Raw genomic sequence first — 24,926 nt, 5'->3', positions numbered from 1 at the left:
TTAAATTAACGAAGTTAGTCAGCTAGATTTTTAGCGGCAAAATCCCAATTTACGAGCTTCCAGAAAGATTCTAGATATTTTGCTCTAGCATTACGATAATCAATATAGTAGGCATGCTCCCAGACATCGCAGGTGAGTAAGGGAATTCTCCCTTCTGTTAAAGGGTTACCGGCATTACTTGTGGCTGTAATTTCTAGAGAACCATTAGGATTTTTGACTAACCAAGCCCAACCAGAACCAAAAAGAGTGATGGCTGTCTGGCTAAATTTTTCTTTAAATTCAGTAAAAGAGCCAAATTTTTGCGTGATAGCATTCATCAAGGCACCCTCAGGTTCACCTCCTCCTTGTGGGGCTAAAGAATTCCAATAGAAGGTATGATTCCATACTTGGGCGCTATTATTAAAAATAGGGCCAGAGGCTTTAGTGATAATTTCCTCTAAAGGTGCCCGCTCAAATTCAGTTCCAAGGATAAGTTTATTAAGATTATCTATATAGGTTTGGTGGTGTTTACCATAATGATATTCAAGTGTTTCTTTGGAAATATGTGGCTCTAAGGCGTTCATAGCGTAGGGGAGTTTCGGTAAACTATGAGTCATATCCAATCTCCTTTCTTGTATGGGTTATTTTGAGGATCAACGTATGTAGTAAATATTTAAGTGTAGTCTAAAGAAGCACGGATAAGGATTTCAAGCGTTATTTATAATTCTGCACTTAGTGCATTTAGCTACTGTCTAAATTTACTCTTATGTGATAATTAAAGTGTTACTTTGATTGTATTAGTAACTCAATAACTCGTAATATCTAACAAAGCTTATTATAGGTTAATATTTACTTAGCATTAATCAAAAGATCTCTCGCTAGCCATTAGATCCATAAAATCGGAATAAGCCAGTTAAAATTTACTAAATCTATAATGACATAATATTTTGGAGATATAACCATGAGTATAATGGAACAGATCAAAGAAACGATAGAATCAAGCCCAGTGGTCTTATTTATGAAAGGAACACCTCAATTTCCTCAGTGTGGTTTCTCTGCTAGGGCTGTGCAAATATTACAAGCTTGTGGCGCAGAGTTTACTCATGTGGATGTACTTGCCAATCCAGAGATCCGGGCTAATTTACCTCAATATTCTAATTGGCCAACCTTCCCTCAGTTATATATTAATGGCGAATTAGTTGGGGGTTGTGATATTGCTATAGAGCTGTTTGAAAAGGGGGAGTTACAAAAAATGATGCAAACGGCTACAGCTAACCCTTGAGAGGCGGTTTTATTTTAGCTGTAATGTTGAGTTAATTGGATACTCGTAGACAGATCGTAAGCATATAGCTTATAAGTGCTATGCTAGTATTACTACAGTGGCTAGATTTATTTTATAGTTATTTATATTCACTAGGTTTCTCTTTATCGAATATGCCCTTAGGAGGAATTGGGCTGGCTTATGGGTAAGTTATATCCAGATGAGGGGAATAAGGATATCTTTGCAATTGGTGTGGCAAAGCCAAAGATCAAGCCTCCATCAATGTATAAGGTGGTCATGCTAAATGACGATTACACGCCGATGGAGTTTGTAGTTAAAATATTACAGACTTTTTTTGCTATGAATCTAGAACAAGCAACACGTATTATGTGGCAAGTGCATATAGAAGGCCAAGGGATTTGTGGTGTATTTACCTACGAGATCGCGGAGACAAAGATGGCTCAGGTAAATGAGTATTCCGTGAATAACCAGCATCCGCTAAAGTGCATCTTGGAGAAGGCATAATGAAAAATTTTATCAAGCTGCAAGCTGATCTAGATTAAGGGGATGCGGGTAGGAGTGGTATTCTAGAAGGATATTAATGATTCTATAGGTTTTAAATTTATGTCTAGCCTGCCTGATAGTGAGGTAATTGCTCATGTTGAGTAGGGATCTGGAAGCAAGCCTAAATCAAGCTTTTAAGGGCGCGCGGGAGAAAATGCACGAATTTCTCACTGTAGAGCACCTTTTGCTAGCTATGCTAGATAATCCAGCAGCAGTCGCTGTATTACGAGCTTGTGGGGTAAGTTTGCATCAATTAAAGAAAGAAATAACAGATTTTCTCAATGAAACCACCCCTTTGCTACCAATTAAGGAAGGCCGAGATACTCAACCAACCTTAGGATTCCAGCGAGTATTACAGCGGGCAGTGCTTCAAGTTCAATCCTCTGGGCAAAAAGAGGTTACTGGCGCTAACGTATTAGTTGCGATCTATGGAGAGCAGCAGTCTCAAGCAGTTTATTTTCTCAAGCGTCAGCATACAACTCGATTAGATATTGTGAATTACCTCTCCCATGGCATTAGCAAAGTTAATCCTCAAGGTAGCAGTGGAGAGTCAGCTGGGGCTTCGGAGGAGGCGGAAACAACGGGAGTAGAGGTTTCTGGGCAAAATCCATTAGAAACCTATGCCGTCAACCTTAATCGGTTAGCAGTGCAAGGAAAGATCGATCCCCTCATAGGGCGCTATACAGAGTTAGAACGTACTATCCAAATCCTATGTCGGAGGCGTAAGAACAATCCTTTATTTGTCGGTGAGGCTGGCGTAGGTAAAACGGCTTTGGCTGAAGGGTTAGCACGGAAAATTATTGAAGGAGATATTCCTGAGGTTTTGCTGGGTTGTACGATTTACAGTTTAGATATGGGCGCTTTAGTAGCTGGGACTAAATACCGTGGTGATTTCGAAAAGCGCTTAAAGGGTATCTTGGCGCAACTTAAAAAAGAGAAGGGTGCCATTCTTTTTATTGATGAAATTCACACCGTTATTGGTGCTGGTTCAGCCTCTGGTGGAGCAATGGATGCCTCTAACCTAATTAAGCCCATGCTATCTTCAGGTGAGCTAAAATGTATTGGTTCTACTACTTATCAAGAATACCGTAGTGTTTTTGAGAAAGATCGGGCTTTAGCACGTCGCTTCCAGAAGATTGATATTTTAGAGCCTTCAGTAGAGGAAACAGTACAAATTCTACGAGGATTGAAATCTCGCTTGGAGGAGCACCATAAGGTTAAGTTCTCTCAGGCGGCACTTCGTGTTGCTGCTGAATTATCAGCCCGTTACATCAATGATCGCTATCTTCCAGATAAAGCCATTGACGTGCTTGATGAGTGTGGTGCTAGCCAACAGCTATTAGCACTGGCTAGGCGCAAAAAAATCATTGGAGTACAGGATGTACAGTTTGTAGTTGCTAAAATGGCACGTATCCCGCCAAAGCATATTTCAACCTCTGATAAGGAGAGTTTAGCTAATCTGGAAGCAAATCTTAAGCGGGTTATTTTTGGCCAAGATGAGGCTATTGAAGTATTAGGTTCGGCCATTAAGATGTCTCGATCTGGTTTGGGAGATATCAATAGACCTGTAGGCTCCTTTCTTTTTACTGGCCCTACGGGGGTCGGTAAGACAGAAATTACTCGTCAACTGGCTCATATTTTGGGTATTGAGCTTATTCGTTTTGATATGTCCGAGTATATGGAGCGCCATACGGCCTCTCGTCTTATTGGAGCCCCGCCAGGTTATGTTGGGTATGAGCAAGGGGGGTTGCTTACCGAGGCTATTTGCAAGAATCCCCATGCGGTTTTACTGCTTGATGAGATCGAAAAGGCTCATCCCGATGTATTTAATTTGCTACTACAGATCATGGATCATGGTACTCTGACTGATAATAACGGGCGTAAAGCGGATTTTCGTAATGTGATTTTAGTAATGACTTCTAATGTGGGCGCTCAAGAGATTAGCCGAGCATCCATAGGATTCACCGAGCAGGATCATTCTAACGACGCAGTAGAAGTCATTAAGCGAATATTTAGCCCTGAGCTCCGTAATCGGCTGGATGCGATTGTCCAATTTAAGGCTTTGAGCGAGTTCTCTATTGGTAGAGTAGTCGATAAGTTTATAATAGAGCTAGAGTTACTACTACAGGATAAGAATGTTGTCCTTAAGGTAAGTGATATTGCTCGAATCTGGTTGGCTAATCGAGGTTATGATAAGAAGATGGGTGCCCGCCCTATGACTCGTTTTATTCAAGAAAAAATTAAAAAACCCTTAGCAGATGAGTTATTATTTGGTAAGTTAGTCAATGGAGGTTATGTTACAGTGGATGTAATAGAAGATGAGCTTCAGCTTGCCTATCAAAATGATCAAAGCTAAAAAACGCATTATCTTACTGCCATACTTTTGGCGCTAATTCATCGATTGTCTTAGGCTTTTTACTCTAGCCAGCTTTTCTAGCCCTAGTAATTATGTTATAAAGTTACACTCTAGACATAGCCGGGGTTTTTTATGTCCCAGAGTGATATCTTAGCTCCCTTTAAGGAGCCCAAACATGATCATCTACGTTGTATCCACAATGCATTAGCAGTAGCGGAAAAAACTTGCGCTAGTAGGGGATTGCGTTTAACTAAGCTACGGCGACGGGTTTTAGAATTAGTTTGGAATCGCCACAGATCTATTAAAGCCTATGATATTCTTGAGCACTTACACCAAGAGTACCAGAGAGCGGCCCCTCCTACAGTTTATCGCGCCCTAGATTTTTTACTACAAGCTGGCTTAATTCATCGAGTGGAAACGCTTAATGCTTATATAGGCTGTGGTAACCCAGAGCGGCCTCATATTGGTCAATTTTTACTATGCCGGCACTGTGGTACTGTAGCTGAATTAGATGCCCCAGAGATTACCGATATCCTTGTTAGGGAAGCGAACAATTTAAGCTTTCAGACAGATTGCCAAACGGTAGAGATCCGAGGGTTATGCCCCCAATGTAGCGGGGTTTAGATAGGAGTGAAGATCGGTTATAGCAGCATATTTTACCTAGTAATATTTTTAGGCTGGAGTGGTAGCAATGCTCACGCCACAGATTCTTTTTCTGTCTTTGTTAGCCTATTACCTCAAAAATATTTTGTAGAGCGTATCGGCGGTAGCCGAGTCCAAGTATCAGTAATGGTAGAGCCGGGGCGGAGTGAGGAAATTTATGAGCCTACACCAAAACAGATGATAAGGTTAGCTCAAGCAAAATTTTATTTTCGCATTGGTATGCCTTTTGAGGATATTTGGCTCAAATCAATTGTTAAGGCAAACCCAAATATAAAAGTAATAGACTGCCGACAAGATATACCTTTGTTGTTTACGCCTATAGCTAGTATGGATAGGGATAATCACCATGGGGCAGTAGATCCTCATATTTGGACTAGCCCGCCGCTGGTAAAGATTATGGCGGTGCATATTAGAGACGTACTCGTTGAAAGCGATCCGGATTATAGCCATCAATTTGAGAAAAACTACCAAGATTTTATTCAAGATCTTGATAAACTTGATCAGTTTATCCGTAGAACCCTATCAGGACTAAGTCATCATCGTTTTATGGTTTTTCATCCTGCATGGCGTTATTTCGCCCATACTTATGGGCTTGAAGAGATTGCCATTGAATATGCAGGTAAAGATCCTGGGGCTAAATCCTTATCGGCACTTATTATGTTAGGTCGTCAAGAAGGTATTCGAACTATCTTTGTGCAGAAACAGTTTAGCCAAGCTAATGCAGAGTTAGTGGCTCGCGCTATTGGCGCTGATGTTATTAGTTTAGATCCCCTTGCTGAAGATTACGATAATAATCTGCGTTATGTCGCCACCGTGTTGGCAAGAGCATTAAAATGAAGCTGGTTTCTATTAAAAATGTTTGTTTTTCTTATATCGGCCCCTTAGTACTAGATCACATTAATCTTGAAGTGTCTCGTGGCGAGTTTCTTGGTTTAGTAGGCCCTAATGGAGGCGGAAAAAGTACGTTGCTTAAGATTATCTTAGGGCTACTAAAGCCCTTATCTGGCCGAGTATTAGTACTAGGGTTACCCCCTGAACAAGGCCGATCAGCAATAGGTTATGTGCCACAGCATACTGCCTTTGTTGATAATTTCCCCATTACGGTAGAAGACGCTGTACTCCAAGGACGTTTGGGTAAAACTAAGATTATAGGCGGCTATACTCACAAAGATCGTATATTTGCACGACATGCCATGGAACAGATGGAAATTTTGAGGTTGAGTAATCGTTCTTTAGCTGATCTCTCTGGAGGGCAGCGTCAACGAGCATTGATTGCTCGGGCTTTAGCCGTAGGGCCAGAAATTCTGATCTTGGATGAACCTACTGCCCATGTAGATTTACGGCTAGAGGAGAATTTTTTTCGTTTGCTTGAGCAGCTGAACAAAGAGATGACTATTATAGTGGTTTCTCACGATATAGGTTTTATTTCACATTATGTTAGCCGAGTCGCTTGTCTTAATCAGACTTTGGTGTGTCATGAAACGGCAGCCATTAGCGGAGAGATGATTGAACAGCTCTATGGTGCCAATATGCATATGATTGATCATATTCATTAACCATGACCTTGTGGGAAGCATTAGTCACTGCAACATTTTTACACCATGCATTAGCGGCAGGAATTCTAGCTAGCTTAGGATGTGGTGTGATGGGAAGTTTTGTAGTGGTAAAGCGGATTGGTTTTCTAGCCGGAGGTATTGCTCATGCGGTTTTAGGCGGTATGGGGGCTGCCTATTATTTAGGTAAAAACCCGCTTGCAGGTGCTTTGATTGCAGCGTTACTAGCAGCATTACTTATTGGCTGGGTGAATCAAAGGTGGCAGGAACGAGAGGATACTTTAATTAGCGCGCTCTGGTCTATGGGAATGGCTGTGGGGATTATTTTTATCTCTCAGACCCCTGGCTATAACATTGATCTGATGAGTTACTTATTTGGCAATATCCTGATGGTGTCACAAGAGCAACTTTATCTAATGATAGCTGTAGATGCCGTCATTATTTTTACGGTAACCTTGTTTTATAAACAATTTCTAGCGATTAGTTTTGATGAAGAGTTTGCGCGTCTTCGAGGGGTTCCCGTAACATTTTTCTATTTATTATTACTTTGCATGGTAGCCCTTACCGTGGTGCTTTTAATTCAAATAGTGGGTTTAATTTTAGTGATTGCGTTATTAATGTTACCCGCTGCTATTGCTGGGCAATATATGCGCTCATTGGCGAGGATGATGTTGTTAGCTGCCATTTTGGGCACCTTATTTACTAGCGCCGGCATTGTTATTTCTTATGAACCTGATTTTCCTGTTGGGCCTACTATCGTATTAGTAGCAGGAGGAGCTTATCTGTTTTCTACTTTAAGCATAGGGTTACGTCAGCATTGGCGGATTAGACGTTGAAAAGGAAGATTCGTGCATTAGTTCTTAAAAGCTGCGCTGCTACTTGCGTTTTCTGAGCTCCTATTTTTATTTCTGCAATCGCTTCCATAAAAAAAGCGAAGTCCAGCACGCTGTCCAAGTGAGAATGTCAGCCTGCCGTCAGGTCTTGACTGTCCCTGAATGTTATTTCAAGTTTTCTTAGAATCTCATGAACCCAAAAGCTAGGTATTAAATTATAGAGGTCATCCGATATATGTTTTTTCATTACTGATTCTCGGAAGCTTGAAGTTCAACACGGCGATTCCGCGCCCGACCTTTCTCAGTAACGTTAGAAGTAATTGGGTGTTCTTCGCCATACCCGATGGCTCTCATTCTAGATTGCATAATACCATTGGAGGCCAAGTAACCCATCACTGATTTAGCTCGTGATTGGGAGAGGCTTTTATTGTAATCTGCGCTACCTAGGTTATCTGTATGACCTTTAATGGTGATATCTAAATTTGGGTGACTGCGTAGAGAATCTGCAATCTTAGTAAGTATCTCTTGTGCGCCTACAGTAAGATGAGTTGAATCAGGTTCAAAATTGACTCCTTTAAGTACAATAGGAGCGGGGCAGCCATTTTTATCCACTGTAGTGCCTGAGGGTGTATCTGGGCATCGATCACTACTATCTAGGATACCATCCTGATCGCTATCTAGAGGGCAGCCTGTTTCATCAACCTTTGTGTTAATAGGGGTATCAGGGCACTGATCGGCATCATCTAGAATACCATCGTGATCACTATCTAGGGAGCAGCCCGCTTCATTGGTATTAGTACATAGATCAGTATTATCTGGGGGATCATCATCTAGAGGGCAGCCTATTTCATCAACCGTTGTACTAGCAGGGGTACTAGGGCATTGATCGGCATCATCTAGAATACCATCGTGATCACTATCCAGCATGGTTGCTGCAGCAGGTGTTGAATCGTGATCGCTATCTAATGTAGTTGCCTTAAAAGGAGTTGAACGACAGATAGTCCACGTTATTACTTGGCCATTAAGCGCATTTTCACCATTTGCTTCCATGACAGCACACGGTGGCCAGTTTCGGTGAGGCGCATATAGAGGGCGATTTTCTACCTCTGATTGAGCTAAGCTATCTAAGCTATGGGTAGTAGTAAACAGTATTAATACAATTACTATTGTATAAACTATAGTGTTCTTATGATTCATGGACTCTTCGTTTTTCTAAGCACCATGCCTAAGAGATGTGAAATTTCGCTCCTAGCCTAGCTAATATTATATCTAAGTAATAATGATAATCTCCAATCAGTTGCTCCAATTTCAACGAAGAAGATAGCACAGGCGCAGATATTGCTTATTTACTCCCAGCTCAATGCGCCGCCCGTTTGATATTCGATTACTCGTGTTTCAAAGAAGTTTTTTTCTTTTTTAAGATCTAAAATTTCAGACATCCAAGGAAAAGGATTATTAGCCCCAGGATATTGTTCTGTTAACCCAATTTGGGTGCAACGACGATTAGCAATAAATTGAAGATATTCAGCAAAGGTGGCCGCGTTGAGACCTAGTACACCACGAGGCATGGTGTCTCTAGCGTATTGAGTTTCTAACTCTACAGCTTCTTTAATCATATCTAATACATCTTGCTGAAAGTTAGTTGTCCATAAATGAGGATTTTCAATTTTAATTTGATTAATCACATCAATTCCAAAATTCATATGCATGGACTCATCGCGCATAATGTACTGGAATTGCTCGGCTATGCCCGTCATCCTCCCTCGCCGTCCCATTGAAAGTATTTGTACGAATCCTACATAGAAAAAAATACCTTCGAAGATTACATAGAAAGCAATTAATTCTCGCAGTAATTTTTGGTCGTTCCCTGTCGTACCAGTGTGGAAGTGGGGATCGGCTAGGTATTGAGTAAACGGTAAAGCCCATTCAGCCTTTCGGGCTACTGCAGGTACCTCTCGGTACATGTTAAAGATTTCTCCTTCATCTAATCCCAGAGATTCGACACAATACTGGTAAGCATGAGTATGTAGTGCTTCTTCAAAGGCTTGGCGCAGGAGGTATTGTCGACATTCGGGGTTTGTAATATGCCGGTAGACTGCCAGTACTAAATTGTTAGCAACTAAAGAATCAGCAGTTACGAAAAATCCTAGGTTACGCTTAATAATCGTACGCTCATCTTCGCTTAAACCATGAGTGTTTTTCCACAAGGCCACGTCCGCATTCATGTTGATTTCTTGCGGCATCCAGTGGTTAGCGCAGGCATTCAGGTATTTATCCCAAGCCCACTGGTATTTAAACGGTACTAACTGGTTAAGATCAGCTCGGCAGTTGATGATGCGCTTATCATCTACTTGAATACGAGCAGCACCTAGCGCGATGTTTTCAAGGCCAGTGACGTGAGTATCAGTAATACTTTCCCTACCAGTTTCAGCGTTTACTTCTGTTTTATTCTGATTAATTAGATTTTTGCTGGCCTTTTCTTGGCTTTTATACACTAAGGATTTTGTAGGAGAAAATACCCAAGTGCTCCCTTTCCTATTCTCAGTTTCTGAAATAGGATCATCCCAATTTAGCATCGATAATTCTTCCTGTGTGCTTTAAGGCACAGTATACAGCCTATAAATAATACAAAAGCATACTATAACACAGGAACGCTTTCTATCGTCTACTGACAAGCTTCGCAGTCCGGGTCTAGGATAGAGCAGGCTGCAGGATTCTCTGATGTTGCCTCAGATATATTATAACCCGATTGCACAGCATTAAGTTTATTTGTTTGATTTAATGTCATTGTGCTTTTTTCTACATGGGTAGCACCCATGGAACGTAAATAATAAGTCGTTTTAAGCCCCCGTACCCAAGCAAGCTGATAGAGGTTATCAAGTTTCTTACCACTTGGCTCGGCCATATAGAGATTAAGGCTTTGGGCTTGATCAATCCATTTTTGACGCCTAGAGGCTGCTTCCACTAACCAGCGCGGATCGATTTCAAAAGCAGTAGCATATAAGGGTTTAAGATCTTGGGGTATACGGTCAATTGCTTGTACGCTACCATCAAAGTATTTTAGGTCATTGACCATGACTTCATCCCATAAACCTAGTACTTTAAGATCCTGTACTAAGTAAGGATTAATGACTGTAAATTCTCCAGAGAGATTAGATTTTACAAATAAATTCTGATAAGTAGGCTCAATGGATTGGCTAATACCACAGATATTAGAAATAGTAGCTGTTGGGGCAATAGCCATACAATTGGAATTACGCATACCTATTGTTTTAACTTGTTCTCGTAAACTATTCCAATCTAAAGTTTGAGATCGATCCTGCTGTAGGTAATCTCCACGACCTTCAACCAGCAAATCAATAGAATCAAAAGGTAGAATCCCTTTGCTCCAGAGAGAGCCTTCAAAAGTGGGATAGCTGCCTCGCTCTATGGCAAGATGTGTGGAGGCTTGTATAGCATAGTAGCTAATTGCCTCCATAGAACGATCAGCAAACTCTATGGCTGTTTTCGAGGCATAGGGGAGGCGAAGCTTGTAAAGGGCATCTTGAAAACCCATTAACCCTAGACCCACAGGCCGATGGCGCAGATTAGAGCGTCGCGCTGCCGGCACACTATAATAATTATAGTCAATTACATTATCTAGCATGCGCATAGCGATATTAATAGTTTTTTCTAGTTTAGGAAGATTTAGGCCATTTTCGTCTACGTGCTGAGGAAGATTTATAGATCCTAGATTACAAACAGCAATTTCTTCAGCTGAAGTATTCAGTGTTATCTCAGTGCAAAGGTTAGAGGAATGTACTACCCCCTTATGCTGCTGAGGTGATCGTAAATTACAAGGATCTTTGAATGTAATCCATGGATGTCCGGTCTCAAACAGCATGGAAAGCATTTTTCGCCAAAGATCTTTAGCCCGCAGCTTTTTAAAATTTCTGACTTTACCGTGAATTGCTTTTTCTTCGTAGCGAAGATAGGCTGCTTCAAAAGCAAGACCTACTAAATCATGAAGATCAGGAGTTTCATCAGGGGAGAATAAAGTCCATTCATTATCTTCTATAACCCGTTTCATAAATAGATCCGGTACCCAGTTGGCTGTATTCATATCATGGGTGCGGCGACGATCATCTCCAGTGTTCTTGCGTAGCTCTAGGAACTCTTCAATGTCAGTATGCCAAATTTCTAAGTAAGCACAAACGGCTCCTTTGCGTTTACCTCCTTGATTTACGGCCACGGCGGTATCGTTAGCTACTTTCAAAAAAGGAACAACGCCTTGAGATTTACCATTGGTACCTTGAATGTGAGCTCCCATCCCCCGAACTTGCGACCAGTCATTACCAAGGCCACCTGCGTATTTAGAGAGTAGAGCGTTGTCTTTAATAGCGCTGTAGATTCCATCTAAATCGTCAGGCACAGTGGTGAGGTAGCAGGATGAGAGCTGTGGGCGTAAAGTTCCCGAGTTAAATAGGGTTGGGGTACTACTCATAAAATCAAAAGAGGAGAGTAACTCATAGAACTTAATCGCCCATTCTTCTCTTTCAACCTCATTAATCGCTAATCCCATTGCCACTCGCATGAAAAAGGCTTGAGGCAGCTCAAGGCGAGTGCTATCAGTATGAATAAAGTAGCGATCATAAAGGGTTTGCAAACCTAGGTAAGTAAACCGAAAATCCCGTTCTGGTTTTAGCGCTTGGCCTAGAAGTACCAAATCATATTGCGCTAAGCGAGGATCAATGAGTTGGAGTTCAGCACTTTGCTTAATATAGCGTGTAAAGTATTCTGGATAGCGATTAGCCATCTCTTCTTGGGTAGTATAGATTTCAGCGCTATAAATAAAAGAAAGCACTTCCCGGCGCAGGCTATCTAGTAATAAACGAGCGGTGACATAGCTGTAACTAGGATCCTTTTCAATGAAGGTACGGGCGCTCATTACGAGTGCTCTTTCTATATCCTTCGTAGTAAGCCCATCAAAGAGGTTGCGCAAAACTTCATTGAGGATAGCTTGAGGTTTAGTTTCAGGTAGTCCCTTACAGGCCTCTTCTATAATTTGAGTGAGTCGCTTTTTATCAAGCGGTACAAGGCTACCGTCATCCCGTGTGATCCGAATAAGCGGTTCAGCGGTTTTCTTTTTTGTAGTAGCTTGGATTCTCTCCCGTGCTCGTTCTTCTCGATAAAGTACATAAGCTCGGGCTATCTTATATTGCCCATCTCGCATGAGGGCGAGTTCTACTTGATCTTGAATATCTTCAATATGGACGGTACTACCTGTTTCTAGGCGGCGAGTACAAGCATCAACTACTTGGGCTGCGAGTCCTTCTACGGTTTGATGGATGCGTTTACTACTAGCTGCGCTACTTCCTTCTACTGCTAAGAAAGCCTTGGTGATAGCGACTGTGATTTTGTTGGCATCAAAGCTTGTGACTTTACCATTACGGCGAATGACTTGATATTGGTTTGGCGCTGCGGCTTTAGTATTAGGATTCGTAAGCTCAGCGCTAGAGGCTTGCTTTTGATCAGTTTGGGTAGAGTTACTTAGTTCTGATTTCATTTCAAGCTCCTGTATATTTATGGAGAGAGAGTTTTAACCGCTTCTAACACTTCAGCTACATGACCCTCTACTTTAACTTGGCGCCACTCTTTGCGTAAAACCCCTGCTTTATCGATTAGGAAAGTACTACGCTCTATACCTTTTATTTCTTTACCATACATTTGCTTAGGCTTAATAACGTCAAACAATTGACACGCAGTTTCATCTTGATCCGATAAAAGTTCAAAAGGAAAATTTTGTTGAGCTTTGAACTTTTCATGAGATTCCAAAGTATCTCGAGAGATACCAAAGACAGCCGTATTAAAGGATTTAAACTCATTAAACAGATCTCGGAAATCTTGTCCCTCACAAGTGCAACCTGGGGTGTCATCTTTTGGATAAAAATAAAGGACTACGTTTTGATTTTGTAGCTGAGATAGTTTAAAACTTTTTTTTGAAGTAGAAGGAAGCTCAAAATCAGGGACTACTCTCCCTACTGTTACTTTAGGCATAGGAAATTTATCTCCAACTGTTAGCGGCCTCGAACAGGTTCTAAGACAGCATCTAGGTTCAAGCTATCGCACAGCTCCATAAATTGCTCTCTCAGAGTGACAATAGATAAATTAATCGGTAAGTGTATAATGATGTTTACTGAAAATAAAGGTACTCCCGTATAAGGGGCTAGATAGTGATGGACGTTCATTTCTTTAAGAGAAATATTATGGCTGGAAAAAAAACAAACCAGTTCATAGATAATATTTGGCTGATCCAGCGATATAGTTTCTATAGCATAAGGTATAAATTTACTATCAGTAGGTGGGTATAATTGAGTACGTTTGCTGAGTATGTTTAGTGCTAGACGTTGCCTTAAAGCGGGTAACATAGCTTCTAGCTTAGCTATAGTACTCCAATGGCCGGAGATTAGTAACAATATAGCAAACTCAGCCCCAAGGAGAGTCATGCGACTATCTTCAATACTACAGCCACTATCAAGGATAGCCCTACTTAGATCTCTCAAGAGATCAGGATGATCCTCCCCTATTGCTGAGATAACCAAACATTGATGCATCGTGTATATGTCTCTGCTTATATTGTTCAGGAAAATAGGGCAACTAGCTTAGCTGATTGTGCTGTAGTCGTCATCAATTTAATTTATACATTGATTAAATATAATAAAGCATTGTCTAACAGTTGTGCGTTGTATATTTAGTTAACTTTTTAACTACTACTACTATATTAGAAATATCCCTATGTTTAATGGCAGTATGGTTGCTTTGGTTACTCCAATGTGCTCTGATGGTACTTTAGATTGGGAAAGTTTATATCGGTTAGTAGATTTTCATATAAATAACAAAACTGATGCTATTGTAGCGGTAGGGACTACTGGAGAGTCTGCTACTTTGGATGTAGAGGAGCATATACGGGTTATTCGTGAGATAGTGGATCAAGTTGATGGTCGAGTACCGGTAATTGCTGGAACAGGTGCAAATTGTACTAGCGAGGCGATAGATCTTACCCGCGCAGCTCTAAAGGCTGGGGCTGATGCTTGCTTGCTGGTTACCCCCTATTACAATAGGCCAACCCAAGAAGGGTTATACCTCCATTTTAGAGCTATTGCTGAAGCCGTTCCTATTCCTCAGATTCTTTACAATGTGCCTACCCGAACTGCTTGCGATCTTCTGCCAGAAACAGTAGCGCGTTTGGCTGATATCTCCAATATTATCGGTATTAAGGAGGCCACAGGAGATATGGATCGAGGGCATAAAATTCTAGAACTATGTGGTGAAAAAATCGATCTTTATAGCGGCGATGATAGTACTGCCATGGAATGTATACTAATGGGAGGCCGAGGTACTATTTCGGTGACTGCCAATGTAGCGCCTAAGATGGTGCATGAAATGTGTTCTGCGGCCCTACGGTATGATCGAGAAACTGCAGAAGCCATAAATATTAAGCTAAAGTCTTTATATACTGCCCTGTTTCTTGAAGCTAACCCAATTCCGGTAAAATGGGCTTTATATGAGATGAATCATATTGCTGAAGGCATTCGGTTGCCGTTAACTATTTTATCAGAGTGCTACCGTGAACCATTACGGCAAGCATTACATCAGGCACAGATTTTATAGCAAGCTTATAAATTTAAGTTATATCTACTTGGCTGTGTGTTTAGTGGTGCGTAGCTGGATAGCTTTTATGAGCGTAGCCATAATCATATTGTTGAGTGGCTGTACCGCACTTTCTTCTCTTGATAAACTTGTACCTGATAATACTAAAAAATATCGTCAAGCTAAAGCGTTGCCGCCGCTAGAAGTCCCTCCTGATTTAAGCACTGCTGCTATTCATGATGATATAAAAAATGATAATAGCAGTACAGCGACTTACCTAGAGTACCAAGAACAAGTTCATAATCCTCTTATGGATATTTATGGGGTTAAGCCGGATTTAAAACCTCATATAGAAGGTGAAGGAGAGCAGCGACGATTAGTGGTTCCTGGAATTAGGAAGAAAGTGTGGGAGCAAGTGCGTAATTTTTGGCTTGAAAATGGCCTTCAGATCAAGGCAGAAGATATCCGTATCGGTTTTATGGATGCTATTGGTTCTTCGGAGCAGGATAGTTATCGGGTTCGTATTGAAGAGGGAAAAACACCACAATCTACTATTGTATCTTTAAAGCAGCATATTGCAAATACTAATCCAAGGCAAGAAGATATGGTATTTCGCAGATTGGCTGAATACTTAGGGGCATTACATGCGCAAAATTTAGCTGAGAATAAACAACAGAGCAATCAGCAGACTGATGACATTAATGGTGTTAGCATAGTTGATGAAGGTACAGCCTTACAGGTAGAGCAGGATTTCTCACGTGTTTGGCGTCGAATAGGGCTAGTGCTTGAGCGCAAGGGTTTTGCTATAGAGGATAAAAATCGCTCCCGGGGTGTTTACTATATTCGTTATGATGATCCGTTTACTCATCAAGAAGAAAAGGATTCAAGCTGGCTATCGAAATTGGCTTTTTGGGATCATAAAGCGGATAAGAGTGATAAAAATCAAAACCGTTATCAGATCAAGTTGATTTCAGACGGTTCAGCAACACGTATAGTGGTTCTTAATGCAAAAGGGCGCCGTGACCGATCGGAGGTAGCCAAACAATTAGTATCCCTATTAGGGGAACAATTAACCGAGCCATAAAGGAAAATTATGTTAATAGAAAAACAGACCGAGCTTTATTCAGGTAAAGCTAAAACAGTTTATATGACAAATGATCCTACTCGATTGATTTTATATTTTCGTGATGATACCTCCGCCTTTGATGGCAGAAAAATTGAACAATTTACCCGTAAGGGAGAAATCAATAATAAATTCAATGCTTTCATTATGGAAAAACTGGCGGCAATCGGTATTCCAACTCATTTGGAGCGACTATTAAGCGCTCAGGAGTCGTTAGTTAAGCGCCTTAAAATGTTTCCTATTGAATGTGTGGTACGTAATATTGCAACCGGTAGCCTGTGTCGACGGCTAGGGGTACAGGAAGGCATGGATCTCAACCCACCCGTATTTGAGTTTTTTCTTAAAAATGATGCTCTTCATGACCCAATGATCAACGAATATCATATTCGTACTTTTCACTGGGCTCCCATAGATCAGGTTGAACAAATGAAAGAGTATACTTTCAGAATCAACGATGTATTAAAGCAGTTATTTTTAGAGGCAAATTTGTTACTTGTAGACTATAAACTAGAGTTTGGCGATTTTCAGGGGCAGTTAGTGCTAGGTGATGAGTTTACCCTTGATGGCTGTCGTCTATGGGATGTAGAAACCCGTAAAAAATTAGATAAAGATCGATTTCGTCAGGGATTGGGTGGGCTTATTGAAGCCTATGAGGAAGTAGCGCAACGTTTAGGTGCATCGTTATAAAATAAACGCTTTAATTAACTAAATTGCGGAATTCTCCATGTATAACGAAGTTTAGATGGAGATGGATAGCATAGTAGTAAGCGGTGAGCTTGCTGATATTGGTGACAACTGACTCTATCAAGTCAGGGAAATCAAATTGGTTGATGCTATTTTTATGTTAGCCGATATAGTGGGACACAGTAGTGTATAAAGAGTTCCTACATTGGGATAGTTGTCGGTGCGAGTGCGATGTTGAAAGGTACAAGCGGTAAGTTTGTACAGGCTGCAAAGACTCCATCACTTAGGTGAGCGGTGGGAGTATGTCAATATCTTATTTAGTTACACGCCAAATGATGGTGGTACCGGCACGTAAAGGTATTAAAATTTCATCGCCAAAGGGTAGACTCTTTGGTACTTGCCAAGAATCTTTAATGAGCGTTATTGTATCTTGGTTTCGAGGTAAGCCATAGAAATCAGGGCCGTGAAAGCTAGCAAAAGCTTCTAATTTTTCTAAGGCATTGGAGGCTTCAAATATTTCAGCATAGATTTCCAATGCTACAGGGCTATTGTAGATTCCAGCGCAGCCGCAAGCTGCTTCTTTAGTGCTCTTTGCATGAGGGGCGCTATCTGTACCTAGAAAAAATCTAGGATTACCGCTAGTGGCTGCAGCTATCAATGCTTGGCGATGTATCTCTCGCTTAAGTACAGGTAAGCAGTAATAATGAGGTCGGACCCCTCCTTCTAAGAGCGCATTACGATTAAGCAATAGGTGATGAGGGGTAATGGTAGCACCAATATTTTCCGAGGCCGTATGAATAAAATCTACTGCCTCTCGGGTAGTAATATGCTCTAAAACGACTTTTAATGCGGGGAAGTTGCGAAGCAAAGGCTCCAAGTGATATTCAATAAACATTTTTTCACGATCGAAAATATCAATTTCTGGGTTAGTGACTTCACCATGTATAAGTAGAGGAAATCTTTGCTTCTGTAGAACTTCTAGCACAGAATAGATTCTAGATAAGTGAGTTACACCAGAATCGGCATTAGTGGTTACCTTTGCTGGATATAATTTAACAGCATAGATATGGCCGCTATCTTGAGCACGGATAATCTCTTCAGGTGTGGTATTATCAGTAAGATAGAGAGTCATTAAAGGCTTAAAAACTAAGTTTTTAGGCTGAGCTGCAAGGATACGTGATCGGTATGCCAGTGCTTGCTGAGTGGTGGTAATCGGTGGCCAAAGGTTAGGCATGATGATAGCTCGAGTAAAGCATCGAGCAGTAACTGAGATTAAGTCAGTGAGTACTTTTCCATCCCGTAAATGTAAATGCCAATCGTCTGGGCGAGTTAATTGTAATGTTGTGATCATTTTTGAATGCACTATATATCTAGAGTTATGTTTGCGTGAAGAGGACGTTCGTCCATTGTAGAATGGATATATTTAGCTTTTTAGGATAAGTTAGAATCTATTTTAAGCTAAAACGAAAAGTAAGCTGCTAGTTTTTTGAGATGTTATTAACGGGACCTGTTTGTAGGTAAATTAATTTAGTGAATTTGGAGAGGTTTCTGCTGTGGATCTCCTAAGTGGTGCTGAAATCCTTGTTCAATGTTTGAAGGATGAGGGTGTAAAATATATTTTTGGCTATCCAGGCGGTGCCGTGTTACATATTTATGATGCACTTTATCAACAAGAGGGTATCAGGCATATTTTAGCTCGCCATGAGCAAGGAGCCGCTCATGCTGCTGATGGTTACGCGCGCGCTAGTGGTAAAGCGGGTGTAGTATTAGTCACCTCTGGCCCAGGAGCCACTAATGCAGTTACTGGTATTGCTACAGCTTATATGGACTCTATCCCTTTGGTTGTAATTACTGGCCAGGTACCGCGAGCTGTTATAGGTAGTGATGCTTTTCAAGAGGTGGATTCTGTAGGCATTACTCGTCCTTGTGTTAAACATAACTTTCTAGTTAAAGATCTAAATGATTTAGCTTTGACTATCAAAAAAGCTTTTTTTATTGCCACTACCGGTCGTCCTGGGCCGGTAGTCGTAGATATTCCAAAAGATGTGACTGATCCTAATATTAAGATTCCATATCATTATCCTAAAAAAATCACCCTCCGTTCTTACAGTAATTTAGCAGCTACGGGGATTCCAGATCAGCTTGAAAAGGCAATTGATCTTATCTTATCTGCTCATCGTCCTATGATTTACACAGGAGGAGGGGTTATTCTCAGCAATGCAGCAGAAACATTAACAGAATTTGCTAAGCTGCTAGGTTATCCAGTTACAAATACCTTGATGGGATTAGGCGCCTATCCTGGCACTGATCCACAATTTGTAGGTATGCTCGGAATGCATGGAACCTATGAAGCTAACATGGGGATGCATGAATGCGACGTATTAATTGCTATTGGTGCTCGTTTTGACGATCGAATAACGGGTAACTTAGATCAGTTTTGTCCCTATGCTAAGATTATCCATATAGATATTGATCCCTCTAGCATCTCTAAAAATGTGCGGGCGCATGTTCCGATTGTGGGAGATGTTAAGTTAGTGCTTGGTGAAATGATTAAGCTTTTAAAGAGAACAAGTAAGAAACCGAATCAGGCCATGATAGCTAAGTGGTGGGCTCAGATTGAAGAATGGAGAGGTTGTTACTGCTTACGTTATCAACAAAATAATGAGCTAATTAAGCCTCAGTATATTATCGAAAAGCTCTATGATCTCACGAAAGAAGAAGCTTATATTACCTCTGATGTAGGCCAGCATCAGATGTGGGTAGCTCAATTCTATAAATTTGATAAACCAAGACGCTGGATCAATTCTGGAGGTTTAGGAACTATGGGGTTTGGTTTACCAGCAGCTATGGGAGTACAGCTGGCACACCCTAATGCCTTGGTTGCTTGTGTAACCGGAGAGGCAAGTATCCAGATGTGTATTCAAGAGCTGTCCACATGTATGCAGTATTCTTTACCCATAAAAATCGTAAGCCTTAATAACCGTTACATGGGCATGGTGCGTCAGTGGCAAGAGTTTTTCTATGATCGCCGTTATTCTCATTCATATATGGATGCTTTGCCTAATTTTGTGAAATTAGCTGAGGCTTATGGTCATATAGGAATGCAGATAGAAAAACCAGAAGATGTAGAACCTGCCTTAAAAGAAGGGCTTGCTCTTAAGGATCGATTGGTTTTTTTAGATTTCATTACTGATCCGGCAGAGAATGTATACCCTATGATTGCTCAAGGTAAAGGTCACCATGAGATGCATTTGGCTCCAGAGTGCATCCCGCCACAGTCATTCAGGAGGGAGTAAGCTTAACTATGCGCCATATTATTTCCTTACTAATGGAGAATGAATCAGGGGCTTTATCGCGGGTTGCGGGTTTATTTTCTGCTCGAGGTTACAATATTGAGTCCCTTGCTGTAGCTCCAACAGAAGATTCTTCTCTATCGCGTATGACTTTAGTAACTTCAGGATCAGGAGCAATTATTGAACAAATCCTAAAGCAGCTGAATAAGCTAGTTGACGTAGTTATGGTTCGCGATCTCACTGAGGGGGCTCATATTGAGCGTGAGCTAATGCTACTTAAAGTACAGGTTACTTTAGCGACTGAAAGAGATGAGGCTAAGCGTCTTAGCGATATTTTTCGTGGTCACATTATTGATGCAACTGACAATACTTATACAATAGAGCTTACAGGAAATGGAAGTAAACAGGATGCTTTTATTCAAGCTTTTAAGGAATTTAAGATTCTTGAAATTGTTCGCTCAGGAACAATGGGGATTTCTCGGGGGAGAAGCTCGCTAAAATTATAAATAAACTGAAAGATTAGCAGTTTTAGGACGTTTTCTACATTTAGTTTGTAAGGAATTGAGCAAGTCCGCGCTGAGGGCTAATTTATTTAAGTGTCAATCTACTAGCGTAACTAAAAATAGCATTGTTATGAGGAAGTAATGAATATCTATTATGATAAAGATTGCGATCTATCCTTAATTAAGAGTATGCGGGTTGCTATTATTGGCTATGGATCACAAGGCCATGCCCATGCAAATAATCTTAAAGACTCTGGTGTAGATGTAGTAGTCGGCTTGCGTTCTGGATCAGGATCTATAGCTAAGGCTGAAAATGCAAGAATAACAGTGCTTACTGTTGAAAAAGCAGTTGAAAGGGCTGATTTAGTAATGATCTTAGCCCCGGATGAACACCAACCAGAATTATACCGAAAAAATATTGAACCCTATTTAAAACAAGGGGCTATTTTAGCCTTTGCTCATGGTTTTAATATTCATTTTGGGCAAATTGAGCTACGTGCTGATCTTGATGCAATTATGATTGCCCCTAAGGGGCCAGGGCATTTAGTACGCTCTACCTATACTCAGGGCGGTGGTGTTCCTTCTTTGATAGCGGTTCATCAAGATACTTCTGGTAAGGCGAAAAACGTAGCTCTATCCTATGCTTCAGCAAATGGAGGTGGCAGGGCAGGAATTATTGAGACTTCTTTTAAAGAAGAGACCGAAACCGATCTTTTTGGTGAGCAAGCTGTTCTTTGTGGAGGAACGACAGCCTTAGTTCAGGCTGGTTTTGAAACCTTAGTAGAAGCTGGTTATGCTCCTGAGATGGCTTATTTCGAGTGCCTGCATGAGCTTAAGCTTATTGTTGACCTTATGTATGAAGGTGGGATTGCAAATATGCGTTATTCTATCTCCAATACTGCTGAGTATGGGGATCTTACCCGTGGCCCACAGATTATCAATAATCAGACGAAAGCTCAGATGAGACATATTCTTGACCAAATACAGAACGGCGAATTTGCTCGTGAGTTTATCTTAGAGAATAAAGCTGGCGCTCCTACGCTTAAGGCAAAACGGCGGCTAGGACGGGCGCATCTCATTGAGCAAGTGGGTGAAAGGCTGCGTTCTATGATGCCATGGATTAGGGAATCCCGCATTGTGGATCAGAGTAAAAATTAATTCTAGTGAACTCGGAGCAAAACGCTTTTACAGCCACAAGGTCTAGCAATAACCGGCATCGTAGAGGAATTTATCTTCTTCCCAACCTACTTACTACAGCAGGCTTATTTGCTGGTTTTTATGCCATTGTTGCTGCTATAAACGATCGGTTTGAAACAGCGGCAATTGCTATTTTTATAGCGATGTTAATGGATGGCATAGATGGGCGAATTGCTCGGTTAACTAATACTCAGAGCGCTTTTGGGGCAGAGTATGACAGTTTATCTGATATGGTTTCTTTTGGGCTTGGCCCAGCGTTAATAGTTTATGAATGGACTTTACATGATTTAGGGAAGATAGGATGGTCGGCTGCTTTTTTCTATACAGCGTGTGCTGCCTTACGGTTAGCTCGTTTTAATACTCAGGTAGGCGTTATTGATAAGCGCTATTTTCAAGGGCTAGCAAGCCCTTCTGCTGCTGCTTGTTTAGCTGGATTAGTATGGTTTGCTACAGATACCGGCATTGATGGTACAGATCTTGTGTTTCCTGCCTTCATTTTAACGATACTGATGGCTATTCTTATGGTAAGTAATATTCGCTATCATAGTTTTAGAAATTTAAATAACCAAGATAAAGTTCCATTTATGGCTATTTTTGGGATGGTATTAGTATTTATTCTAATATCATCTGATCCTCCTAAGATATTGTTCATAGGGTTTTTACTATACGCTTTATCTGGGCCATTGATTACTTTAGTGCGGCTTCGCCAGCATCAGGCACAGCGCCATACTTCTCTGGGTTCAGCCGATCAAGAGGATAGTAAAGAATAAAAATAGATGATTAGCATCGGTATTTACTGGCAATTCGATATGTTAGTGCTATGCTCGTAGCAATAAATCAGCTAGTTTTTTTTGATCTACTTTGTTTTAGGCCTACCCGTCTACGTTGGACTATTCTAATCCTGCTGCTGCCCTGTTGAGGGGCAGAAAGCAACCAAATTAGTATTAAATACCTACCGCCAGAGAATCCTCAGGATTCAATGATATTTTGGCTCTATAGATTTCTTTAACTATATGGATGATGGAGTAGTCAGCTATGAAAGATAAATTAATTATTTTTGATACTACTTTGCGGGATGGTGAGCAAAGTCCAGGGGCTTCTATGACTCGAGACGAAAAGGTGCGTATTGCCAAAGCGTTAGAGCGGATGGGGGTGGATGTTATTGAGGCGGGCTTTCCTGTAGCCAGCCAAGGTGATTTTGATGCAGTACAAGCGGTAGCTAAAACAGTGCGTGAAAGCACAGTGTGTGGACTAGCCCGGGCGCTAAAAGCAGATATTGATCGTGCTGGGGAGGCTTTAGCAAAAGCTAGTTCTGCACGTATTCATACCTTTATTGCTACCTCACCTATCCATATGAGAGCCAAGCTTCGCATGACACCCGATCAAGTCTTAGAGTATGCGGTTAAGGCTGTACAGCGGGCAAGAAAATATACTGATGATATAGAATTTTCTCCTGAAGATGCTGGGCGCTCTGAGGTTGAGTTTCTATGCCAAGTACTTGAAGCGGTCATTGCTGCGGGTGCCAGTACTGTTAATATTCCTGATACTGTTGGTTACAATCTTCCAGACCAGTTTGGCCAGCTTATTCGCACGCTACTTGAACGAGTACCCAATTCAGATAAGGCCATATTCTCAGTTCATTGTCATAACGATCTTGGCTTAGCAGTAGCTAATTCTCTTGCGGCAGTTATAAATGGTGCTCGCCAAATCGAATGTACTATCAATGGCCTTGGAGAGCGCGCAGGTAATGCTGCTCTTGAAGAGATAGTGATGGCTGTTCGTACTCGCCAAGATTTATTTCTTTGTGATACAAATATTGATACTACACAGATTGTTCCAACTTCCCGTTTGGTCTCCGGAATTACGGGTTTCCCTGTCCAGCCAAACAAAGCAATTGTAGGAGTTAATGCCTTTGCTCATGAGTCTGGTATTCATCAAGATGGAGTCCTAAAAGAGCGTCAGACCTATGAAATTATGCGCGCTGAAGATGTAGGTTGGCATGCTAATCGTATGATTTTGGGCAAACATTCTGGACGTAATGCTTTTCGAACTCATCTGCAGGGGCTTGGGATTGAGTTTGAGACAGAAGAGGAGTTAAATGTTACTTTTCAACGATTTAAGGAGCTAGCGGATAAAAAGCATGAAATCTATGATGAGGATCTTCAGGCTTTAATCACTGATGCCAATTTAATGATTGAAAATGAGCGTTTTAAGCTTTTATGGCTTAAAACCACCTCGGAAACAGGAGAGATTTCAACAGCTTCAGTAGTGCTAAGCGTTGATGGTATAGAGCGACAAGCAGCTGCTACGGGTAGTGGGCCGGTGGATGCTGCTTATAAAGCTATTGACTTTATTCTTCAGGAAGATACTGAGTTGCTGCTTTACTCGGTTAATAATATCACCAGCGGTACAGATTCCCAAGGAGAGGTAACAGTTCGATTAAAGAAAGAAGGGCGTATTGCAAATGGGCAAGGAGCAGATACAGATATTGTAATTGCCTCTGCAAAAGCCTATGTCAATGCCTGCAATAAGATTCTAAACCCTATAGAGCGCGCTTACCCGCAAGTTTAAATTTATGGATCCGCGTTATTTACGTTATTTAGGGGTGATGGAGATCCAAGTTTGGCAGCGACGCGAAATTGCAGCAATAGTTACAAAGACTTCGACAGTGGAAATAGCAACAGCTATTTCCACTGAGGTATTGACTCATCATTTTTCTGCAGAAAAATGGGAAAAGTTAATCGCCCGGGTAGCCCATTGTACAGCCTGTTCTCTGCACCAGACTCGGACTCAAACTGTATTCGGTACCGGCGATCAAGAAGCAAAGTGGTTGATCGTAGGAGAGGCACCAGGAGCTGATGAAGATCGCCAAGGGGAGCCTTTTGTGGGTCGCGCTGGGAAACTACTTGATGCTATGCTAAAAGCATTAGAAATCCAGCGATCTCAAGTCTATATCGCTAATATCCTTAAATGCCGGCCACCCAACAACAGAGATCCATTACCGGAAGAAGTAGCTAGCTGTAAAATTCATTTTATAGATCAGATACTTTTGCTGCGACCTCGTATTATCTTGGCATTAGGGCGAGTAGCTGCGCAAAATCTTCTTAAGACTTCAGAGACTCTAAAAGATCTACGGGGAAAGGTACATCAATATTCTGATACTGCTATTCCTTTAATCGTAACATACCATCCCGCCTATCTATTGCGATCGCCTCGGGAAAAACAGAAAGCTTGGCAGGATTTACAGCTGGCTGTGAAGACGTATCATGAAGTTTGATGTGACTGTCT

Annotated in this window: 23 protein-coding genes; 16 read left to right on the top strand and 7 right to left on the bottom strand. The window is 41.2% G+C overall.

The features are described from left to right. Nucleotides 1-14: 14 nt before the first annotated feature. On the bottom strand, nucleotides 15-596 hold the full coding sequence (locus TAO_RS08005) for a superoxide dismutase (protein ID WP_096527414.1): 582 nt from the start codon (nucleotides 594-596) through the stop codon (nucleotides 15-17). 344 nt (nucleotides 597-940) lie between these two features. Here TAO_RS08005 and grxD point away from each other — a divergent pair, with 344 nt between their 5' ends. The 7 genes from grxD (at nucleotide 941) to TAO_RS07970 (ending at nucleotide 7,212) form a co-directional block, all read left to right on the top strand. Next, nucleotides 941-1,261, top strand: coding sequence for a Grx4 family monothiol glutaredoxin (grxD, locus tag TAO_RS08000; RefSeq protein WP_096527413.1), 321 nt, complete (start codon nucleotides 941-943; stop codon nucleotides 1,259-1,261). Nucleotides 1,262-1,441: 180 nt separating this feature from the next. Then, complete coding sequence (gene clpS, locus TAO_RS07995) at nucleotides 1,442-1,765, top strand: ATP-dependent Clp protease adapter ClpS (RefSeq protein WP_096527412.1); 324 nt, start codon at nucleotides 1,442-1,444, stop codon at nucleotides 1,763-1,765. 133 nt (nucleotides 1,766-1,898) lie between these two features. Further along, complete coding sequence (gene clpA, locus TAO_RS07990) at nucleotides 1,899-4,160, top strand: ATP-dependent Clp protease ATP-binding subunit ClpA (RefSeq protein ID WP_096527411.1); 2,262 nt, start codon at nucleotides 1,899-1,901, stop codon at nucleotides 4,158-4,160. 132 nt (nucleotides 4,161-4,292) lie between these two features. Then, complete coding sequence (locus TAO_RS07985; RefSeq protein ID WP_096527410.1) at nucleotides 4,293-4,784, top strand: Fur family transcriptional regulator; 492 nt, start codon at nucleotides 4,293-4,295, stop codon at nucleotides 4,782-4,784. 6 nt (nucleotides 4,785-4,790) lie between these two features. Next, nucleotides 4,791-5,660 carry a metal ABC transporter solute-binding protein, Zn/Mn family gene (locus tag TAO_RS07980; protein ID WP_231910631.1) on the top strand — a complete coding sequence of 290 codons (870 nt, stop codon included), beginning with the start codon at nucleotides 4,791-4,793 and terminating at the stop codon, nucleotides 5,658-5,660. Further along, nucleotides 5,657-6,379: a metal ABC transporter ATP-binding protein gene (locus TAO_RS07975; protein ID WP_408607624.1), complete on the top strand. Its 723-nt coding sequence runs from the start codon at nucleotides 5,657-5,659 to the stop codon at nucleotides 6,377-6,379. The genes TAO_RS07980 and TAO_RS07975 overlap by 4 nt, the downstream gene beginning before the upstream one ends. Before the next feature lie 2 nt (nucleotides 6,380-6,381). Then, entirely contained in the window at nucleotides 6,382-7,212 is an 831-nt protein-coding gene (locus tag TAO_RS07970; protein ID WP_096527407.1) for a metal ABC transporter permease, read from the top strand. A gap of 243 nt (nucleotides 7,213-7,455) precedes the next feature. Here the strand turns inward: TAO_RS07970 and TAO_RS07965 are convergent, their stop codons facing one another. The 5 genes from TAO_RS07965 to TAO_RS07945 all read right to left on the bottom strand — a co-directional run bounded on the left by TAO_RS07965 (nucleotide 7,456) and on the right by TAO_RS07945 (nucleotide 13,802). After that, nucleotides 7,456-8,406, bottom strand: coding sequence for an OmpA family protein (locus TAO_RS07965; RefSeq protein WP_096527406.1), 951 nt, complete (start codon nucleotides 8,404-8,406; stop codon nucleotides 7,456-7,458). A gap of 149 nt (nucleotides 8,407-8,555) precedes the next feature. Then, the gene (locus TAO_RS07960) at nucleotides 8,556-9,785 is read right to left on the bottom strand and encodes a ribonucleotide-diphosphate reductase subunit beta (RefSeq protein WP_096527405.1); all 1,230 of its coding nucleotides are present in this window, start codon (nucleotides 9,783-9,785) and stop codon (nucleotides 8,556-8,558) included. An 89-nt stretch (nucleotides 9,786-9,874) separates the two neighbouring features. Continuing rightward, a complete protein-coding gene (locus tag TAO_RS07955) occupies nucleotides 9,875-12,754 on the bottom strand; it encodes a ribonucleoside-diphosphate reductase subunit alpha (RefSeq protein ID WP_096527404.1) in 2,880 nt (959 codons plus the stop codon). 17 nt (nucleotides 12,755-12,771) lie between these two features. Beyond that, nucleotides 12,772-13,245 carry a peroxiredoxin gene (locus tag TAO_RS07950; RefSeq protein WP_096527403.1) on the bottom strand — a complete coding sequence of 158 codons (474 nt, stop codon included), beginning with the start codon at nucleotides 13,243-13,245 and terminating at the stop codon, nucleotides 12,772-12,774. A 20-nt stretch (nucleotides 13,246-13,265) separates the two neighbouring features. Beyond that, the gene (locus TAO_RS07945; RefSeq protein ID WP_096527402.1) at nucleotides 13,266-13,802 is read right to left on the bottom strand and encodes a glycine cleavage system protein R; all 537 of its coding nucleotides are present in this window, start codon (nucleotides 13,800-13,802) and stop codon (nucleotides 13,266-13,268) included. A 181-nt stretch (nucleotides 13,803-13,983) separates the two neighbouring features. On the opposite strand from TAO_RS07945, the gene dapA reads away from it, so the two are divergent. The 3 genes from dapA (at nucleotide 13,984) to purC (ending at nucleotide 16,648) form a co-directional block, all read left to right on the top strand. Next, nucleotides 13,984-14,859: a 4-hydroxy-tetrahydrodipicolinate synthase gene (gene dapA, locus TAO_RS07940; RefSeq protein ID WP_096527401.1), complete on the top strand. Its 876-nt coding sequence runs from the start codon at nucleotides 13,984-13,986 to the stop codon at nucleotides 14,857-14,859. Nucleotides 14,860-14,926: 67 nt separating this feature from the next. After that, nucleotides 14,927-15,922 (top strand): outer membrane protein assembly factor BamC, encoded by a 996-nt coding sequence (gene bamC, locus TAO_RS07935; protein WP_096527805.1) that lies wholly within the window; start codon nucleotides 14,927-14,929, stop codon nucleotides 15,920-15,922. A 9-nt stretch (nucleotides 15,923-15,931) separates the two neighbouring features. Continuing rightward, the gene (gene purC, locus TAO_RS07930; protein ID WP_096527400.1) at nucleotides 15,932-16,648 is read left to right on the top strand and encodes a phosphoribosylaminoimidazolesuccinocarboxamide synthase; all 717 of its coding nucleotides are present in this window, start codon (nucleotides 15,932-15,934) and stop codon (nucleotides 16,646-16,648) included. A 310-nt stretch (nucleotides 16,649-16,958) separates the two neighbouring features. Here the strand turns inward: purC and pyrC are convergent, their stop codons facing one another. Continuing rightward, on the bottom strand, nucleotides 16,959-17,996 hold the full coding sequence (gene pyrC / locus TAO_RS07925) for a dihydroorotase (protein ID WP_096527399.1): 1,038 nt from the start codon (nucleotides 17,994-17,996) through the stop codon (nucleotides 16,959-16,961). A 202-nt stretch (nucleotides 17,997-18,198) separates the two neighbouring features. On the opposite strand from pyrC, the gene TAO_RS07920 reads away from it, so the two are divergent. The 6 genes from TAO_RS07920 to TAO_RS07895 all read left to right on the top strand — a co-directional run bounded on the left by TAO_RS07920 (nucleotide 18,199) and on the right by TAO_RS07895 (nucleotide 24,915). Beyond that, a complete protein-coding gene (locus TAO_RS07920; protein ID WP_096527398.1) occupies nucleotides 18,199-19,941 on the top strand; it encodes an acetolactate synthase 3 large subunit in 1,743 nt (580 codons plus the stop codon). A gap of 8 nt (nucleotides 19,942-19,949) precedes the next feature. Continuing rightward, nucleotides 19,950-20,444: an acetolactate synthase small subunit gene (ilvN, locus tag TAO_RS07915; RefSeq protein ID WP_096527397.1), complete on the top strand. Its 495-nt coding sequence runs from the start codon at nucleotides 19,950-19,952 to the stop codon at nucleotides 20,442-20,444. Nucleotides 20,445-20,582: 138 nt separating this feature from the next. Continuing rightward, a complete protein-coding gene (gene ilvC / locus TAO_RS07910; RefSeq protein WP_096527396.1) occupies nucleotides 20,583-21,599 on the top strand; it encodes a ketol-acid reductoisomerase in 1,017 nt (338 codons plus the stop codon). Between the two features lie 5 nt (nucleotides 21,600-21,604). Then, on the top strand, nucleotides 21,605-22,408 hold the full coding sequence (gene pssA, locus TAO_RS07905) for a CDP-diacylglycerol--serine O-phosphatidyltransferase (protein ID WP_096527395.1): 804 nt from the start codon (nucleotides 21,605-21,607) through the stop codon (nucleotides 22,406-22,408). Between the two features lie 265 nt (nucleotides 22,409-22,673). After that, nucleotides 22,674-24,209, top strand: coding sequence for a 2-isopropylmalate synthase (locus tag TAO_RS07900; RefSeq protein WP_096527394.1), 1,536 nt, complete (start codon nucleotides 22,674-22,676; stop codon nucleotides 24,207-24,209). 4 nt (nucleotides 24,210-24,213) lie between these two features. Then, nucleotides 24,214-24,915, top strand: coding sequence for a uracil-DNA glycosylase (locus TAO_RS07895; protein WP_096527393.1), 702 nt, complete (start codon nucleotides 24,214-24,216; stop codon nucleotides 24,913-24,915). The last annotated feature ends 11 nt before the right edge of the window (nucleotides 24,916-24,926 follow it).

Source organism: Candidatus Nitrosoglobus terrae, from assembly GCF_002356115.1.
GTDB lineage: Bacteria > Pseudomonadota > Gammaproteobacteria > Nitrosococcales > Nitrosococcaceae > Nitrosoglobus > Nitrosoglobus terrae.
The sequence above is the reverse complement of the archived record's forward strand: the minus strand, read 5'-3'. Positions and strand labels throughout refer to the sequence as shown.

What these genes read in the sequence shown, in the direction of transcription:
- TAO_RS07895 (WP_096527393.1), top strand. Translation starts at nt 24,214, where the DNA reads ATGGATCCGCGTTATTTACGTTATTTAGGGGTGATGGAGATCCAAGTT.
- TAO_RS07900 (WP_096527394.1), top strand. Translation starts at nt 22,674, where the DNA reads ATGAAAGATAAATTAATTATTTTTGATACTACTTTGCGGGATGGTGAG.
- TAO_RS07970 (WP_096527407.1), top strand. Translation starts at nt 6,382, where the DNA reads ATGACCTTGTGGGAAGCATTAGTCACTGCAACATTTTTACACCATGCA.
- clpA (WP_096527411.1), top strand. Translation starts at nt 1,899, where the DNA reads ATGTTGAGTAGGGATCTGGAAGCAAGCCTAAATCAAGCTTTTAAGGGC.
- ilvC (WP_096527396.1), top strand. Translation starts at nt 20,583, where the DNA reads ATGAATATCTATTATGATAAAGATTGCGATCTATCCTTAATTAAGAGT.
- TAO_RS07960 (WP_096527405.1), bottom strand. Translation starts at nt 9,785, where the DNA reads ATGCTAAATTGGGATGATCCTATTTCAGAAACTGAGAATAGGAAAGGG.
- TAO_RS07975 (WP_408607624.1), top strand. Translation starts at nt 5,657, where the DNA reads ATGAAGCTGGTTTCTATTAAAAATGTTTGTTTTTCTTATATCGGCCCC.
- dapA (WP_096527401.1), top strand. Translation starts at nt 13,984, where the DNA reads ATGTTTAATGGCAGTATGGTTGCTTTGGTTACTCCAATGTGCTCTGAT.
- clpS (WP_096527412.1), top strand. Translation starts at nt 1,442, where the DNA reads ATGGGTAAGTTATATCCAGATGAGGGGAATAAGGATATCTTTGCAATT.
- TAO_RS07950 (WP_096527403.1), bottom strand. Translation starts at nt 13,245, where the DNA reads ATGCCTAAAGTAACAGTAGGGAGAGTAGTCCCTGATTTTGAGCTTCCT.
- pyrC (WP_096527399.1), bottom strand. Translation starts at nt 17,996, where the DNA reads ATGATCACAACATTACAATTAACTCGCCCAGACGATTGGCATTTACAT.
- TAO_RS07965 (WP_096527406.1), bottom strand. Translation starts at nt 8,406, where the DNA reads ATGAATCATAAGAACACTATAGTTTATACAATAGTAATTGTATTAATA.
- TAO_RS07985 (WP_096527410.1), top strand. Translation starts at nt 4,293, where the DNA reads ATGTCCCAGAGTGATATCTTAGCTCCCTTTAAGGAGCCCAAACATGAT.
- TAO_RS07945 (WP_096527402.1), bottom strand. Translation starts at nt 13,802, where the DNA reads ATGCATCAATGTTTGGTTATCTCAGCAATAGGGGAGGATCATCCTGAT.
- ilvN (WP_096527397.1), top strand. Translation starts at nt 19,950, where the DNA reads ATGCGCCATATTATTTCCTTACTAATGGAGAATGAATCAGGGGCTTTA.
- purC (WP_096527400.1), top strand. Translation starts at nt 15,932, where the DNA reads ATGTTAATAGAAAAACAGACCGAGCTTTATTCAGGTAAAGCTAAAACA.
- bamC (WP_096527805.1), top strand. Translation starts at nt 14,927, where the DNA reads ATGAGCGTAGCCATAATCATATTGTTGAGTGGCTGTACCGCACTTTCT.
- TAO_RS07955 (WP_096527404.1), bottom strand. Translation starts at nt 12,754, where the DNA reads ATGAAATCAGAACTAAGTAACTCTACCCAAACTGATCAAAAGCAAGCC.
- TAO_RS08005 (WP_096527414.1), bottom strand. Translation starts at nt 596, where the DNA reads ATGACTCATAGTTTACCGAAACTCCCCTACGCTATGAACGCCTTAGAG.
- grxD (WP_096527413.1), top strand. Translation starts at nt 941, where the DNA reads ATGAGTATAATGGAACAGATCAAAGAAACGATAGAATCAAGCCCAGTG.